Origin of the sequence: Agrobacterium sp. CNPSo 3708, assembly GCF_028674915.1 — a bacterium.
Classification (GTDB): domain Bacteria; phylum Pseudomonadota; class Alphaproteobacteria; order Rhizobiales; family Rhizobiaceae; genus Agrobacterium; species Agrobacterium cavarae.
This window is the reverse complement of the sequence record NZ_JAQZSF010000006.1, coordinates 300611-316397: the sequence shown is the minus strand read 5'-3', so window position 1 is coordinate 316397 and position 15787 is coordinate 300611. Positions and strand designations below refer to the sequence as shown.

Here is a 15787-nt window from a genome sequence, read left to right as displayed (position 1 = left end):
CGGTTTTGGTTTCCGCCTCTGAGAGGGGCGGTTTCCCAAACGGACGGAGACCTCACCTTGTTCACCATCACACCCATGATACCGCAGCGCCCCGACGCTTCGCGGGCCACACATCCGACACCTCCGATGCGAGGTATCTTCGCACTGGCCTGCATACTGGCCGTAATGTCATTTGCCGGTCTGTGCTACAGCGCTGCACTTTATGTGCAGGAAGATCGCGCACCGGCAACACAGGTGGCTTGCCGATGACAACGATCAGCGCCGAACGCCTGTGTTCCACATCTGTCACGTCCTTTCGCCCGGACGGATCTCTCGTCGATCTATCTCGTCCCGAACCCTGCGAAGTCGATTTCGATGAAGTCGCCTTCGGTCTGGCGAAGATTGCTCGTTTCACCGGCACCCATGCCGGTACCGCCTATAGTGTCGCGCAGCACAGTGTCATGGGTGCAGAGGCGATCCTCCGCGAAGAGCGCGATGAGTTGCTGGCAGCACTATTTCTTCTGCACGATGGCCATGAGTACAAGCTCGGTGACGACAGCCGCCCGAAGCAGGATCTTCTGGCCGCGATGCTCGACGAGTTCTCTCCCAACTCTGCTGCGGCCTATCGCCAGGTTGTGGCGAAGGCAAAGGCTGGCTGGGACACCGCCATTTACGGCGCGGCCGGTCTGCCTGCACCCAACGCCTGGACGAAGCGTCAGCTGCATGTCGTGGCGCGCATGGATATCCGCATGATGGCGGCGGAAGCGGAAGCCCTTTTCGGCTCAGCCGCCCGCCAGGTCTACCCACTCGCCAAGCATCCGGAACCGCTAACACGGGGTGCGATCATCCCTTGGGGCGCGGCGAAAGCCGAGGAGAGATTCCTCGAGTGCTTCGACAACCTGATCGGTATCAAGCAGCGCCACGCTGCCAAAAACAATCACCTCATGCATCGGAAGGCACAGCGATGAGCATCGAAACGCCCGCCGCGCCTGATCCGGTCTGCACGTTCTGCAGTGCCACTGCGACTGACTGCCGACTGATGATGGCGGCACCCGAGAACAAGGCTTTCATCTGCGAACTTTGCGTCGTCGACGCCGTCTCGATCAACATTCGTCACTTCCGCGCCACCTCGAAACTGAAGGACGCGATCCCCAATGGCTGAAAAGACCTCACTCTTTCGCGTGCATTTTGAAGATGGCTCTCATCATGACGTGAACGCTAACGATGCGCAGGACGCACGAAAGCTCGCAAAACAGCAATGCGAGCAGCGCGATACCATCATCAACAAAATCAAGCTTGTTCGCGGTGGCGCCAATGGCTGAGAGCGTTAATCACCCTGCTCACTACGGCGGCAGCGATAATCCTTACGAGGTTATCAAGGTCCTCGAAGCGTGGCTCTCCCGCGAGGAATTCATCGGCGCGCTCAAGTTCAACATCGTCAAATACCAGGCTCGCGCAGCGAAAAAGAACGGTGCGCAGGATTACGAAAAGTCGGCTTGGTACGCCGCCTACCTGGCGGACTTCCTCAAAAGGGTTCCCGCATGAAAAACGACGTTATCAATGTATTGGATCATGGCCTCGTAAGACTTGTCGATAGCATGGGCAGCGATCTCTCGGTCGTTCGCGCTGCGCGCGTCAGTTATGATGCGGCATGGCGAGCCGGGAGTGACGCCGGCTCGGATGAGCGTCTTATTAAGCGCCTTTGGAAAGACCGGCACACATCACCTTTCGAAGCTGTCGAGTTTCAGTTCGAGGTCAAGGCGCCCATCTTCGTTTTTCGTCAATGGCATCGCCACCGCACCTGGGCCTTTAACGAACTTTCCGCCCGGTACCGCGAATTACCGGAGGAATTCTACATTCCCGAGCCAGAAAGCATTGGCGTTCAATCTTCTTCGAACAAGCAAGGCCGAACCGCCGATGCTGAGACGATTGGAAGCCGCGAGATAGAAGCTCAAATGCTGCGCGAGCAATGCGAGAAAGCGTTTGATCTTTATCGGCACCTCCTCGGCAATGGCTGGCCCCGTGAGCTTGCTCGCTCCGTTCTCCCGGTTTCGACATATAGCCACATGTTTGCGAAGGTCGATCTTCGGAACTTACTCGGTTTTCTCGACCTCCGTTGCGACCCTCATGCGCAATACGAGATCCGTGTTTACGCCGAAGCTCTTCTGGCCCTTGCTGAGACCGTTGCGCCCGTCTGCATCGCGGCATGGAAAGAAGGCCACGCTGATGGCTGACAAAACCCCGATCGAGTGGACCGACGCGACGTGGAACCCGGTAACCGGTTGTTCCGTCGTCTCGCCCGGCTGCACCAATTGCTACGCCATGAAGCTCGCCGGCACCCGCCTGCGCAACATGCCGAGCCGTAAGGGCCTCACGAACCAGACGAAGGCCGGACCCGTCTGGAACGGGCAGCTGCGCTTCAATGAGGAGTTCGCTCTGCAGCCGTTGCAGTGGAAGCGCCCACGCATGATCTTCGTCTGCGCCCACGGTGATCTCTTTGCCGAGGGAGTGCCGGACGAATGGATCGACCGGGTTTTCGCCGTCATGGCGCTGGCCCCTCACCACACGTTCCAAGTTCTGACGAAGCGGGCGGACCGAATGCGCGCATACGTCAACAGTCCAGACACCATCAGGCGCGTCTATCACCTGGTTTGTGACATCGCGGTGGAGCATCGCGTCAACGTGACCTTGATAGCCGATCCCTCGCATGAAGCTGTGGCCCCGCCAGGCCGTCGAGTGTACCTCGGCCAATGGCCTCTTAAGAACGTTTGGAAAGGTGTATCGGCAGAGGACCAAAAGAGAGCTGATGAAAGATTGGCTGACCTCTTGGCGACGTCTGCTGCCGTTCGCTGGGTCAGCGTCGAGCCGATGCTCGGGCATATAGATCTAAACATCGCATGGTGCGGCGAGGACGCGCTCTCTCCCGAGTGCTGGGGCGATTGCGGATGGTGCAAGAATGGACGCCCTGCGCTCCATAATTGCCAAAGAGGACGGCAGCCTGACGAGGCAATCGCGAAGGGTCGATCAGGCCTCGATTGGGTTGTTGTCGGTGGCGAAAGCGGTACCGGCGCGCGGCCTATGCACCCCGACTGGACACGTTCGTTGCGCGACCAGTGCAAAGAAGCGGACGTCCCGTTCTTCTTCAAGCAATGGGGAAACTGGTCAAGCATTATGGATCGGGACAACGCCGATCCGGATTGGCGCGCAGATTATGCAAACCGTTTGAACGACCGGCGTCAAGACATCAGCTGGCTCAATCTGGCCGGTGGGTCAGGTTTTCACGGCGAACGCTTCCACGTCATGCAGCGTATCGGCAAGGCCAAAGCTGGCAGGACCCTCGACGGCGTCACCCATGACGCATTCCCCAAAATTGAAAGGGCTGTCAGATGGCTGGTTCCGTCAACAAAGTCATTCTAATCGGACACCTCGGCAACGATCCCGAGATCCGCCGATCGCAGGACGGAAAAGCCATCGCCAGCATGCGCCTGGCCACATCCGAAAGCTGGCGTGACAAGAACACCGGCGAGCGCAAGGAAAAGACCGAGTGGCACAGCATCGTCGTATTCAATGAAGCCCTCGCCAAGGTCTGCGAACAGTATCTGAAGAAGGGCGCCAAGATCTACGTCGAAGGCAGCCTGCAGACGCGCAAGTGGCAGGACCAGCAGGGGCAGGACCGCTACACGACAGAAGTCGTCCTCGCTGCTTTCGGCGGTATCCTCACCATGCTCGACAGCCAGGGCGGCAACCGCCCGCCGCCAGCTTCGAGCCCAGACGATTACGGCCGCTCCAACAGCCAGGCATCCAACAGATCCTATCAGGCCGGCGGCACAACGCGCGGTGGCTCCGAGCCCGACCTAGATGACATCCCCTTTTAACCGGAGAAGACCATGCAAATCATACGCGATGCGCAATCCCTCCTCGGCATGCTGGAAAGCGGCGATCTGAACGCTGAATTCTCCGGAAAGCTGACGGAGGTTCTGGATAAGCTGCTCGAGCTTTCCAACGACCGCCCGAATGTCACCTACAAAGGGTCGGTCACTCTCAAACTCAACCTAGCCGTCAAGAACGCCATGGTCGAGATCAACGCGGAAATTCCTCCGCCGACGCTGCCAAAGCTTCCGCGCAAGTCCTCGGTCTATTGGGTCATCGAAGGCGGGCGCCTGTCCACCGAGCACCCCCAGCAGCACGACATGTTTCCCGGCCCGCGCGAAATCGATCGCCAGCGCCAACCTTCCAACTAAGGAGCCACCAACGTGAAAAATGATACATCAGAAACCGATAGAGAATTCGAAAATTGGAAGGCTCTCGCCGACAAGGCAGGCTCCGAACTCGTCACGATCAAGCTGCCTTCACCGATCTACGGGCTGCCGCAAGAGGTTCCTGCCTTCCTTGACCGGGAAAGCGGAACCGTTCGCAGCGTCAAGGATCTTGTCGAAAGCTATCGCACCGCGCCACAGCGCAAGTCCGGTACCGCCAAGGCCTTCACTCTGGAAAGCTTCATCGAACTGACTGATCGCCACAAGACGGAAGACACGGTCATCTTCGCCAATACCGACTGGCAGAAGCCGTCACTGACCACCGTCGTCGATTACCACAAGATCAACAGCGTCGATGCTGACAACCTCAAACATCGGATCAATTATGAATTTCCGCTGTCTGAGGAGTGGCAGGCCTGGACAAATCTAAACGGAAAAAGATTGAGCCAGGAGGAGTTCGCGGCCTTCATTGAGGATCACATTGCTGATCTGGCGACCCCAGACGAAGCCGAGGAACTGGATTTCCAGAACAAGTTCTCGTTCAAGATCGCCTTCCCATCGCAGATGGTAGAGCTTTCGCGCGGCCTTCAGGTCAACGCCGACACCCGCGTTAAAAACGTTTTATCGCTCCAGAATGGAACGGCACATATCGTTTTTGAGGAAGAGCATCAGACGCTGGACAAGAACGGCAACAGGCTAGACGTGCCGGGCATGTTCATTCTGTCCGTCGCGCCATTCTTCAACGGTGAAACGGCGCGCATTCCTGTTCGCCTTCGCTACCGCAAGACGCCTGGCGGGCTGGAGTGGTTTTACCAGCTCTATCGTCCAGACTTCTACGTCACCGAGCAAGTCCGCCGGGATCTGACGCGCGCCGCTGGCAATACGATGCTGCCTCACTACGAAGGCACCCCTGAAAACCCGACCTGAAACAAGCCATAAAGTGCAGCCGCTTCGGCGGCTCCACTCTCCCGGCAACTGCCCATGCGCAGGAGACACCTTCATGCTGATCACCAAAAAATCCGAACTGGCTCCAGCCCTTGGCCTTGTCGGGAGTATCGTCGAACGGCGCAACACTATCCCGATCCTGTCGAACCTCGCGATCGAGCGCACGAACGGAGGACTTCGCGCCCGCATGACCGATCTGGACATCGAAGCCGAGATCGAATTTGCAGGAGCGCTCGACACATCTTTCAAGCCCTTCACGGTTCCCGCCAATCTCCTAAGAGATATCATCTCGAAACTGCCGGAGAGCGGCGACATCCAGTTTCATGCTGGCGACGACAGCGACACGCCAGGCACCATCTACATCAAATGCGGCCGCTCGAAGTTCACCCTTCAGAGCCCGCCTGTGGCCGATCTTGCGACGATGAATCTCGGCACGCTCTCCAACCGCATTACGATCTCCTCGAAGCAACTGCTCGCGGCAATTGGTGCTGTCAGCTTCGCCATCTCTACGGAAGAGACGCGCTACTATCTCAATGGCATATTCATGCATGCGACTGAGACCGGCATGATGTTCGTCGCGACCGACGGCCACCGCCTGGCGAAACGCTTAGTCCCGATCGAGAACGCGCATCTGGTAGCGGGTGGCGTCATCATACCGCGCAAGACCATTGCTGCACTCACCAAGGTCTTGCCGAAGGACGGTGACATCTTGATCGAGTGGAACGAAAACAAGATTGTCTTTTCCCTCCCCTCCACGAAGATCCTGTCAAAACTGATCGACGGTCAGTTCCCGGATTATCAGCGCGTCATCCCCCAGAGCAACAGCACCGAAGTCACGATCAACGGCAAGCAGCTGGCAGCAGCGGTCGAGCGTGTGCAGCTGATCTCCACCGAGCGCGGCCGGGCCATGCGTTTTCGCTTTGAGGAAAGCGGCCTGACGCTCACGGTCAACAATCCCGACGCCGGCGCGGCCGAGGAGCAGCTTGCCTTCGAAGGCCAGGCAGACTTCGAGACCGGCTTCAACGCCAAGTACGTTCTCGACGCTATCAATCATCTCGCCGAAGACGAAATCCGGATGGCGCTGGACGAGCCAAACTCTCCGGCGATCCTGCGCGCCGATGGCGATCATGTCGAAAACCTCATCGTGCTTATGCCGATGCGAGTGTGAGGAGGAACAATGATGAGCCATGCAGATAAAAAATGGCCTGGGACCGAGGCCGAAACGCGGTTCGCGAAATATCTGGTGCGTACCGCCGGTGCCTACTTCGTCACGGTAGTTCGCCGCGGTGTGGGTGAGATGCTGGGCGTCCGCGTTCCTGGGCAGACATTCGTCGTGCAGGAATTGATGGCAGCTGCATTCTCCGAGATCGACCAATTACAGCGCGAGAACGCGGCTCTCAAGATCGACGCCAGCAATCATGCGGCTGATGCTGAAACGGTTCGAAGAGAACGCGAAGTTGAGCGTCGCCGCGCTGAGGCAGCAGAGGCCTCGGTGAAGCGGTTGCGCAATAAGGTATCCGCGCGCTCACTGACAGACCAGCATTTGGCCGACGAGATCGAAGCGGTCGATAAGGTATGCAAAGCCGGATTTGGCGAAGGCAGCGGTTCACCCGGAGAATGGTTTTACGAGCGCGCCGACGAGCTTGCGCATGAGCGCAAACGCCGTGAACTCGAAAGCCAGCTTCAGAAGCATAACGCCCGCACTGCCCTCGCCAACACAGGAGGAGACGCACCATGAATGACCTCATGATCGACCTCGAAACACTTGGCATCAGACCAGGCAGCATCATCGCCAGCATCGGCGCTGTGGAGTTTAACGCCGAGACAGGCGCGATTGGCAGACTGTTTTATGCGAACGTGAACCTCGACAGTGCAGAGAGAGCCGGCCTCACCATGGATGTTTCCACGGTGAAATGGTGGATGAAGCAGTCAGATGAGGCCCGCGAAACGACTTTCACCAAGGGCGACAAGTCGATTGATCTGGCCCTGGCAGAGCTTTCGCATCTTGCGGAAGGCGTTTCGCCTTTACGGATCTGGGCGCATAGCCCGTCTTTTGATCTAGTATTGCTAGAAGCGGCCTATCGGCTTGTCGATCTGCCTTTCCCGTTTCCTTTTCCAAGGGCACGCGATACCCGCACCATCTTCGACCTCGCCGGCGTCAAACCAGAAAATCTAGGCATAGCGCACAACGCGCTGGACGATGCGATCGCGCAGGCGAGTGCTGTCATCGATGCCTATCGAGCGCTCGGCAAGAACGTCGCTCAAGAGCAGGAGAACTGACCATGGTAGGTTCCTATAACGCTCTTCCTCTAGTAGCGCTCTCCGTTCGTCAGCCATGGGCATGGGCCATCATCCACGCCGGCAAACCTGTCGAAAACCGGAGCTGGCGAAAGGGCAATCCCGGCCTCAAATTTCGCGGCCTTTGCTGCATCCACGCATCGCAAGGCATGACGCGTGGCGAATACGAGGAAGCTGCGGAGTTCATGACATCGATCGGCGTCACCTGCCCGGCAGCTAAAGACCTGCAGCGCGGCGGGATCGTCGGGGTGACGAACATCGTGGATATCGTCACCGAACTGGACAGCCCATGGTTCTTCGGCCCCAAGGGTTTGATCCTGAAGGAATCGAGAGCGGTCGAATTCGCTCCCTCAAGTGGCGCGCTTGGTTTCTTCAAATGGAAGAGATCAGGAGACGGCGCCTCCGAGCCAGCAAAATGGATGGGCGCTGGCGCCACGCACGAAGGCGACACCGCTACCGCGAATACACAGCTAGATTTGCTCTGAGGCTGCAGGACCCACGAACAAACCCCTTCGCATTGAAACCATCGCCTCAAAATGAAAGGAGGCCGAGATGACCCGCGTCGATCCTCACCTTCTTGCATTTGTCAGAGCTTTGGCGAAAGCTGACGCGCGTCGCGACCGAGCGGCGGCCGGTACCGAAGTTAAGGAAGAGACATGCCAGGAAAACGCGCAGCGATCTACGCCCGCTTTTCAACCGACCTCCAAAACGACCGATCAGTCGATGATCAGATCGAACTCTGCCGTGAATTCGCCAGCCGCAACGGTTACACCGTCACGCAAAAATACTTCGACAAAGCGCGGTCGGGCGCCTCCATCTTCGGACGAGACGGATTACTCGGTCTCATGGACGACGCGCGAGCAGGCAAGTTTGAAATTGTTATCGTAGAGGCGCTGGACCGTCTCTCGCGCGACCAGGAAGATCTTGCCGGCCTTCATAAGCGCCTGACCTTTGCTGGCATTCAGATCATTGCAGTTCATGACGGCGCAGCTGATGCTATACAGGTGGGCATCAGAGGACTGGTGTCGACACTGTTTCTCGCCGACCTGAAGAACAAGATTCGCCGAGGCATGTCCGGCGTCGTTCGGGAGGGAAGGCATGCTGGGGGAAAGGCCTATGGATATCGGCCGGTGCTCGGCCGTCCGGGCATCTTGGAGATCTTCGAACCAGAGGCCGAGATCGTTCGCCGTATCTTTGCTGAAGTGATTGGCGGCGCACTGCCGCGCGAGATCGCTCATCAGCTAAATCAAGAGGGCGTTGCGCCACCTCGCGGCGTCTACTGGAGCCCAAGCACGCTTATCGGCTCGTCTCAGCGCGGATACGGGATGATCCGAAACCCTATCTATGCGGGGAAGATCGTTTGGAACCGGACCAGGTTTATCCGAGATCCTGACACGGGCAAGCGGGTCAGCCGGGTGAACAATGCATCAGAGATCAAAGAAAGCGCCGCCCCTCACCTTTCCATCGTCGACGAAGCTACCTTCGACCAGGCGCGCGCGATCGTCGAAGGCCGAGCGAAGAAGGCGAGAGGCGGACAGGATGTGCGACGGCCAAAGAGAATCCTCTCCGGGATCATGCGCTGCGCACATTGCGGTGGCGGACTGTCAGCGCACGATACCGATAAATCGAGCGGTTCGATGCGGATCAGATGCAGCCGCTCGAAACAGAGCGGCATGTGCAACAATACGCGCAAGTATAGGCTCGATAAGATTGAGAGAGCCGTAACATCAGGTCTCCAGACGCAGCTAATGCACCCTTACCTCTTGGAGGAGTACGTCCGCGTTTATCGCGAAGAGCGCCGGGAGGACTATTCGAAGCGCACACGCGAGAGATCCGGCTTGGAGAAAAAGCTTCGAGAAATAGACGGTCAGCTGGAACGGCTTATTCAAGCCATGTCCCGCGGCATTCTGCCCATCGATGCTGTCGAAGCGCAATACAAGCCTTTGGAGAAAGAGCGCGACGAACTAAGGGCAGAGTTGGCCGCGACTGCAGCCGCACCCGTGATCGAGTTGCACCCTAACGCACCCGCGCAATATCGCGCCACCGTCGACAAATTGGCCGAGCGACTGAATGAACTGGATCCCCAGAAGGATGCGGAAACATTCAACGACTTCCGACAGCTCGTCGATCATGTCGTCATTCATGACAGAGATGATGGAGGCGTTGAGGTCGAAGTTATTGGAAGATTGTCGGCCCTAATGGGCCATCCCGTCGAAAGTCTGGGGGGACGGATGGTAGCGGGAGAGGGACTTGAACCCCCGACACGCGGATTATGATTCCGCTGCTCTAACCACCTGAGCTACCCCGCCACGAGGGAAACAAAGCTGCGATGTGCGGCCCGTCTCATCAGGATGAGCGGCTTATAAGGTGCCGCTCCCTAAAGTGTCAAGCGCAAGATGCGCAAAAAGTCAGTCTTTCGACAGACTTGGCCGGAGTGCCGATTTCAGGCTGCGACCTGGTTGGCGAGCAGCGCTTTGAGCGATGCCTCCGCCTCCGCCGAGCGTTCCGAGCGCTCGATGAAACCGCCGCCATAGACGCGCGCGTCCGCGCCCGGCGCGGAGTAGAGGACACAGGCCTGGCCGGGTGCGATCCCGGCCTCACCGACGGCGAGATCGACATAGATGCCTTTCTCGTCGCTATGGAGAACGGCTTCCGCCGGCGGGCGGGTGGAGCGCACCTTGGCGAAACAGGCAAAGCCGCCTGCCGCGTCGTCTTCAAGTGCTGCGTCACCGAGCCAGTTCATGTCGCGCAGATAGACGCGGTGTGTCTCCAGCGCCTCGCGTGGGCCGACGATGACGCGGCGTCCGCGGGCGTCGAGATGGACGACATAGAGCGGCTCGCCGGTCGCGACGCCAATGCCGCGGCGCTGGCCGATCGTGTAATGCACGATGCCGTCGTGGCGGCCGAGCACGCGGCCATCCAGATGGACGATATCACCCACAAGGGCAGCATTCGGCTTCAGCTTGTTGATGATGTCGGTATACTTGCCCTGCGGCACGAAACAGATGTCCTGGCTGTCAGCCTTCTTGGCCACCACCAGGCCCATCTCTTCCGCCAGCGCACGCGTCTCCGCCTTGGACAGGCCGCCTAGGGGAAAGCGCAGATAATCGATCTGCTCCTGTGTCGTTGCAAACAGGAACCAGCTCTGGTCGCGGTCGCTATCGATCGGGCGATAGAGCGCGCGGCGGTTGGGATTGCCCGCAACCGGGTTACGGCGCGAACGGATATAGTGGCCGGTTGCGAGCGCGTCGGCACCCAGTTCCTGCGCAGTAGCCAGCAGATCGGCGAACTTGACCGTCTGATTGCAGGCGACGCACGGCACAGGCGTTTCGCCCATGGCATAGGCTTCGGCGAAGGGGTTGATCACCGTTTCGCGAAAACGCGCCTCGTAATCCAGCACATAATGGGGAATGCCGAGCGTTTCGCACACGCGGCGTGCATCGTCGATATCCTGGCCAGCACAACAGGAGCCGGCGCGATGAACGGCGGCGCCATGGTCGTAAAGCTGCAGTGTGATGCCGAGGACGTCATAGCCCTCACGCTTGAGAATGCCAGCCACCACGGAGGAATCGACGCCACCGGACATGGCAACGACAATCCGGGTATCTTCCGGCTTCTTGTCAAAGTCGAGCGTATTCAAGGTTTTTCCAATCGTCAGTCATAACGGGGGTAAAGGCCCCGCCGCCTGTCGTCAAATCCACAAGGCTCAGTCTCAAGAGAGGCATGGAAGCTTGGATTTTCAAGCGCTGCATATAGAAAGAAAAGCCCTTAAACGCAAGTACGGGGCGGCACGTGCCACCCCGTAGAGGATTTGTCGCTGTGTTGCCGGATCAGGCGCCAGCCGTCTTCTGGCTGTTGCCGATCCACTTGTCGCGTTCGCGCCAGAGCGCGGGGATGGCCAGCAACGCAATGCCGACGACGGCAATCGCGGTCTTCTGGATCTGCGTCAGCTCTGCCGTGCGGCCATCCAGATAGTAGATGCCGTAGACGATGGCGACGTGCCACACATAGACCTGCAGCGAGTGGCGGCCAAGAAGCTGCAGAAACTTCAGGGACAGCACCCAGATGACGCCAGCGGCGATCTTCTGCACGATCGGGTTGTGATGCTTCGGACCGGCAATGATGAGCCAGGTGAGGCCAACACCGACGGCAAGGAAGTTGATCAGGTAAACCGGACCGAAGTCGGCGCGGATTTCCATGGTCGAGAATTTGCCGAGCACGAATTCCGGCATCAGGTTCCAGGCGGTGGCGATACGCAGCGGCACGAAGAACACGCAGACGATCAGCGAGGCCTTGGCAATCCAGCTACGCTCCGGCGAGAAGATCTTCATCCACGGAATACGGTTCTGCGCCGTCATCGCGCCGAGTACCAATGCCGTGTAGAACACCAGCTGCCAGCCAAACAGGTTGAAGCTGACACGAATGCCCTGCTCGTCGACGCCCTTGACGATCTCGTTCATCGGCGCGGTGAAGAGCTGCTGCAGGCCAAGCTGTCCCGCCATCCACACCAGCAAGGAACCGGCCATCACATAGGCCCACTTGCCGTCGATGCAGAGCTTCACCAGGAAGGGCGCAAAGATCATGTAGACGATATATTGCGGCAGGATGTCCATGAAGGTCGGCTGGAACAGGAAGCTGGCAATGGCCGCCAGACGCAACGGATCGTCAAACGACGTCATGCCGAGCCAGTTGTACCAGATATAAGGGGCGTGCGGGATGACCATGCGCGCAAAGAGGACGGCGATCACCAGTCCCATTGCATATTTGTACAGTTCGAGCGCGCGGTTCCAGATCATATCGCGCCCGGCCTCGTAGCCGTATTTCACCATCTTGCGGGCATACACCATGCCGATCAGAAGGCCGGACAGGAACACAAAGCCCTGTGCGTCCTCAACGAAGGCAAACTGGCGATGGTTGATTTCCACCAGCCAGAAACCGCCTGCGAAGACCAGATGGTTGATCAGCATAAAGACGAGGAAATAGCCGCGCATCCCGTCGATCAGGTCGAAGCGTTTCATCGTTAAAGCTCTCCATTTCGCGGACCGCGCTGTGGCTGGTCGCCGTGTTCCTCTGCTCGGGTGTTGTCCGAAGGTCGGCCCGAAGTTCGGATTGTCAACGCGAATAAAAGGCGGGAGTTCCGCCTATGCGCGCATTTGCTAAAACGCTAGCGGTTCACATTGACGTGTGCCTGTCTGGTTAAAAGCCCGCGACTGAATGCGGGATGAACGAAAAAAGGCAATACGTGGACAAGGTTGCGGCACCGTCCCTCCCCCATTTTGCGCCGGTTGCCTGAACCGCCTGCTCACCAGTGCAAAGCGACAAAAAAGAAAAAGGCGCCGGGGTCTGACCCCGACGCCATAAATCATTGGAAGAAATCGATGCGCTTTACGCGGCGGCCTGGATTGCGGCCACCTGCCAGTCGGATCCGCCCTTGCGAACGAAGGTCCACATCTCGACCGATTCTTCCGGCTCGTGCTCATTGCCTTCGATGACCTTGCCGGTGGCGCGGTCGCGCATGATGTCGATCGCCGAATAGCGCATCGCAACGGTCGCGTAATCCTGGCCCTCTTCGTGCCAGGCTTCGGCAACGTCACCCTGCAACAGCGTTACATCGCGCACATCGTTCTTCACGCCGCTCGTCGCATGGTCGCTGAGCTCTTCGGCAAGATAAGACATCGCCTCCGGCGTCGTCAGCTTGCGTAGCGTGCCGTAATCTTCCGCAGCATAAGCGGACTGAACCTGCTGCAGCATGTGCTGGAAGGTTTCGAGGTCACCATGCGTCACGCCGATTTCGTCGCCTTCGGACATGGCGTTTTCATGCGGTACGGGTTTGGCAACCACGGGTTCGGCAGCCGCCGTTGCGGCAGCAGCGCCACCAAAAGCACCAGCACGCGAGCCCATCTGCGGGATCTTGAAACCACCCTGGCCGTGGGGCTGATTGGCGGAATAGTCGCTGCGCGCATTGTTCGAGCCGGCTGCACCGCCATAAGCGGGCTCAGCGGCCTTGCGGCGCGAGGCGAAGAAACGCATGGCGAGCATGATGAGGCCGCCGATCAGCAGTCCCTGCAGCAGCATTCCGAAGAAGCCAGCCATACCGCCGAAGCCGCCGCCCATGAGCATGCCGAACAGGCCGCCCATCAACAGGCCACCCATGAGACCGCCCATCATGCCACCAAACATGCCGCGGTTCTGCTGCGGTGCCTGCGCGCCTGGACGTGCCGGCTGCGCTGCATTTGGCTGCGTCGCCTGGTTGGTGTTCGGCGTCATGCTGCGGTTCATCGGCGCGGCCTGGCCCGGTGCGGTATTGGTTGCGGGCGGTGCCGAAAAGGTCCGCGTGCCGCGGCTGCCGAAACCGCCGCTGGCGCGGCGCGCTTCTGCCATATCGACAGCCACGAACGAAACCGCAATCCCCAGAGCGGCAACTGCGAACAAACCTTTAAAGCGCCGAATGGCAGCAAACATCGTCATCTCCTGTTGGGTCGCCCTCCCATTGAGCGACAAAGAACAAAAGGCATATAGCAACTATCGGTCTTTGTTTTGAGGGTGAGAACCATAAATATTTCGTGATACGCAACCCTCGGTAGATTCACGCGTCATCGCGCAATAAAAAACCCGGTGCGGATAGGATCCGCACCGGGCTAAAACGGTCAAGAAGGCCGTCGCCGATCAGTCGATGTTGAAGGTCAGCGGCTTGACCTGACGGATGGCCGGGTTGGCGCGCAGCTTGTCCAGCACCTCCTCCGAGACGGGGCCGTCGACATAGAGCAGCGCAATCGCATCGCCACCATTGGCTTCGCGGCCAAGCTGGAAGTTTGCAATGTTGACGCCTGCCTCACCGAGCGTGGTGCCCATGAAGCCGATCATGCCGGGCACGTCGGTGTTGGTGATGTAGATCATGTGCTGACCGACATCGGCATCCATGTTGATGTTCTTGATCTGGATGAAGCGGGCCTTGCCATCCGAAAACACCGTGCCAGCAACAGAGCGAACCTGGTTTTCGGTCTTGACGGTGAGCTTGATGAAGCCGTCATAGACACCGGTCTTGTCGCGCTTGACCTCGGACAGGATGATGCCCTTTTCCTTAATCATGATTGGCGCGGAAACCATGTTGACGTCTGCCACCTGCGGACGGATGAGACCGGCCAGAAGCGCGCTTGTCAGCGCCTTGGTGTTCATGTTGGCGGTTGCACCATCATACAGGATTTCGATTTCCTTGGTGGCGCTTTCCTGCACCTGACCCACGAAAGAGCCGAGGACGTCGGCAAGCTTGATGAAGGGCTTCAAACGCGGCGCTTCGTCAGCGGTGATCGAAGGCATGTTGATGGCGTTGGAAACCGCACCCTTGACGAGGTAATCCGACATCTGCTCGGCAACCTGGAGCGCGACATTTTCCTGTGCTTCCGTGGTGGATGCGCCAAGATGCGGCGTGCAGACCACGTTCGGCAGGCCGAAAAGCGGGCTTTCGGTTGCAGGCTCGACTTCGAAAACGTCGAAACCAGCGCCAGCCACATGGCCGGACTTGATGGCGTCGGCAAGCGCTGCCTCATCCACCAGACCACCACGGGCGCAGTTGATGATGCGAACACCCTTCTTGGTCTTGGCCAGGTTCTGCGCGCCCAGAATGCCGCGCGTCTTGTCGGTCATCGGCACGTGCAGCGTGATGAAGTCGGCCTGGGCCAGAAGCTCATCGAGCTCGACCTTGGTCACACCCATTTCCTGTGCCCGTTCCGGCGACAGGAAGGGGTCGTAGGCCAGCACGTTCATCTTCAGACCAAGCGCACGCGAGCAGACGATGGAGCCGATATTGCCCGCACCGATGACGCCGAGCGTCTTGCCGGTAATTTCGACACCCATGAATTTCGACTTTTCCCACTTGCCGGCCTGGGTGGAGGTATCCGCTGCCGGAAGCTGGCGGGCAACGGCAAACATCAGCGCGATGGCATGTTCTGCCGTGGTGATGGAGTTGCCGAAGGGCGTGTTCATGACGATGATGCCGCGGCGCGATGCAGCCGGGATATCGACGTTGTCGACGCCGATGCCGGCGCGGCCGATGACCTTGAGGTTCTTGGCCGATTCGATCAGCTTTTCCGTCGCCTTGGTGGCAGAGCGGATGGCAAGACCATCATAATTGCCGATGATTTCGGCGAGCTTGTCCTTGTCCTTGCCAAGCTTCGGCTGGAAATCGACCTCGACGCCACGGTCGCGGAAGATTTGAACGGCGGTTTCCGACAGTTCGTCAGATACGAGTACGCGAGGTGCCATGGTGTGGGCTCCTTGAAAAGCGGTTTATGCGTGAAAGCGAAAAGTGT

General features: G+C 58.8%; 18 protein-coding genes and 1 tRNA gene. 14 read left to right on the top strand and 5 right to left on the bottom strand.

All coding sequences use genetic code 11. The features are described from left to right. Positions 1–245: 245 nt before the first annotated feature. From PVA19_RS15230 to PVA19_RS15165, 14 genes are all read left to right on the top strand, one after another. Positions 246–947 carry a hypothetical protein gene (locus tag PVA19_RS15230; protein ID WP_274103201.1) on the top strand — a complete coding sequence of 234 codons (702 nt, stop codon included), beginning with the start codon at positions 246–248 and terminating at the stop codon, positions 945–947. Then, positions 944–1141, top strand: a complete 198-nt coding sequence (locus PVA19_RS15225; protein WP_274103199.1) for a ClpX C4-type zinc finger protein — start codon at positions 944–946, stop codon at positions 1139–1141. The genes PVA19_RS15230 and PVA19_RS15225 overlap by 4 nt, the downstream gene beginning before the upstream one ends. After that, a complete protein-coding gene (locus tag PVA19_RS15220) occupies positions 1134–1301 on the top strand; it encodes a hypothetical protein (RefSeq protein WP_274103197.1) in 168 nt (55 codons plus the stop codon). Before PVA19_RS15225 ends, PVA19_RS15220 begins: the two co-directional genes overlap by 8 nt. Next, a complete protein-coding gene (locus PVA19_RS15215) occupies positions 1294–1524 on the top strand; it encodes a DUF3310 domain-containing protein (RefSeq protein WP_274103196.1) in 231 nt (76 codons plus the stop codon). The genes PVA19_RS15220 and PVA19_RS15215 overlap by 8 nt, the downstream gene beginning before the upstream one ends. Further along, positions 1521–2213, top strand: coding sequence for an FAD-dependent thymidylate synthase (gene thyX / locus PVA19_RS15210; protein ID WP_274103195.1), 693 nt, complete (start codon positions 1521–1523; stop codon positions 2211–2213). The genes PVA19_RS15215 and thyX overlap by 4 nt, the downstream gene beginning before the upstream one ends. Continuing rightward, on the top strand, positions 2206–3396 hold the full coding sequence (locus tag PVA19_RS15205) for a phage Gp37/Gp68 family protein (RefSeq protein WP_274103193.1): 1191 nt from the start codon (positions 2206–2208) through the stop codon (positions 3394–3396). Before thyX ends, PVA19_RS15205 begins: the two co-directional genes overlap by 8 nt. Continuing rightward, the gene (gene ssb, locus PVA19_RS15200) at positions 3366–3854 is read left to right on the top strand and encodes a single-stranded DNA-binding protein (RefSeq protein ID WP_274103191.1); all 489 of its coding nucleotides are present in this window, start codon (positions 3366–3368) and stop codon (positions 3852–3854) included. Before PVA19_RS15205 ends, ssb begins: the two co-directional genes overlap by 31 nt. 12 nt (positions 3855–3866) lie before the next feature. Then, positions 3867–4220: a hypothetical protein gene (locus tag PVA19_RS15195; protein ID WP_274103190.1), complete on the top strand. Its 354-nt coding sequence runs from the start codon at positions 3867–3869 to the stop codon at positions 4218–4220. 12 nt (positions 4221–4232) lie between these two features. Further along, positions 4233–5162, top strand: a complete 930-nt coding sequence (locus tag PVA19_RS15190) for a DUF2303 family protein (protein ID WP_274103189.1) — start codon at positions 4233–4235, stop codon at positions 5160–5162. Between the two features lie 73 nt (positions 5163–5235). Beyond that, positions 5236–6348 (top strand): DNA polymerase III subunit beta, encoded by a 1113-nt coding sequence (gene dnaN / locus PVA19_RS15185; protein ID WP_274103188.1) that lies wholly within the window; start codon positions 5236–5238, stop codon positions 6346–6348. Between the two features lie 12 nt (positions 6349–6360). Continuing rightward, a complete protein-coding gene (locus tag PVA19_RS15180) occupies positions 6361–6918 on the top strand; it encodes a hypothetical protein (RefSeq protein WP_274103186.1) in 558 nt (185 codons plus the stop codon). Continuing rightward, positions 6915–7460: a 3'-5' exonuclease gene (locus PVA19_RS15175; RefSeq protein ID WP_274103185.1), complete on the top strand. Its 546-nt coding sequence runs from the start codon at positions 6915–6917 to the stop codon at positions 7458–7460. Before PVA19_RS15180 ends, PVA19_RS15175 begins: the two co-directional genes overlap by 4 nt. A 2-nt stretch (positions 7461–7462) precedes the next feature. Next, complete coding sequence (locus tag PVA19_RS15170; protein WP_274103184.1) at positions 7463–7963, top strand: hypothetical protein; 501 nt, start codon at positions 7463–7465, stop codon at positions 7961–7963. A 171-nt stretch (positions 7964–8134) separates the two neighbouring features. Further along, the gene (locus PVA19_RS15165; RefSeq protein ID WP_274103325.1) at positions 8135–9754 is read left to right on the top strand and encodes a recombinase family protein; all 1620 of its coding nucleotides are present in this window, start codon (positions 8135–8137) and stop codon (positions 9752–9754) included. Here PVA19_RS15165 and PVA19_RS15160 read toward each other — a convergent pair. The 5 genes from PVA19_RS15160 to serA form a co-directional block, all read right to left on the bottom strand. After that, positions 9711–9787: transfer RNA gene (locus tag PVA19_RS15160), tRNA-Met, on the bottom strand. The genes PVA19_RS15165 and PVA19_RS15160 overlap by 44 nt on opposite strands. Before the next feature lie 134 nt (positions 9788–9921). Then, on the bottom strand, positions 9922–11118 hold the full coding sequence (mnmA, locus tag PVA19_RS15155) for a tRNA 2-thiouridine(34) synthase MnmA (protein WP_113181031.1): 1197 nt from the start codon (positions 11116–11118) through the stop codon (positions 9922–9924). 190 nt (positions 11119–11308) lie between these two features. After that, positions 11309–12496 carry an OpgC family protein gene (locus PVA19_RS15150; protein WP_274103183.1) on the bottom strand — a complete coding sequence of 396 codons (1188 nt, stop codon included), beginning with the start codon at positions 12494–12496 and terminating at the stop codon, positions 11309–11311. A gap of 367 nt (positions 12497–12863) precedes the next feature. Then, positions 12864–13940, bottom strand: coding sequence for a Tim44 domain-containing protein (locus tag PVA19_RS15145; protein ID WP_274103182.1), 1077 nt, complete (start codon positions 13938–13940; stop codon positions 12864–12866). A gap of 204 nt (positions 13941–14144) precedes the next feature. Beyond that, complete coding sequence (gene serA / locus PVA19_RS15140; RefSeq protein ID WP_062598839.1) at positions 14145–15740, bottom strand: phosphoglycerate dehydrogenase; 1596 nt, start codon at positions 15738–15740, stop codon at positions 14145–14147. Positions 15741–15787: the final 47 nt, after the last annotated feature.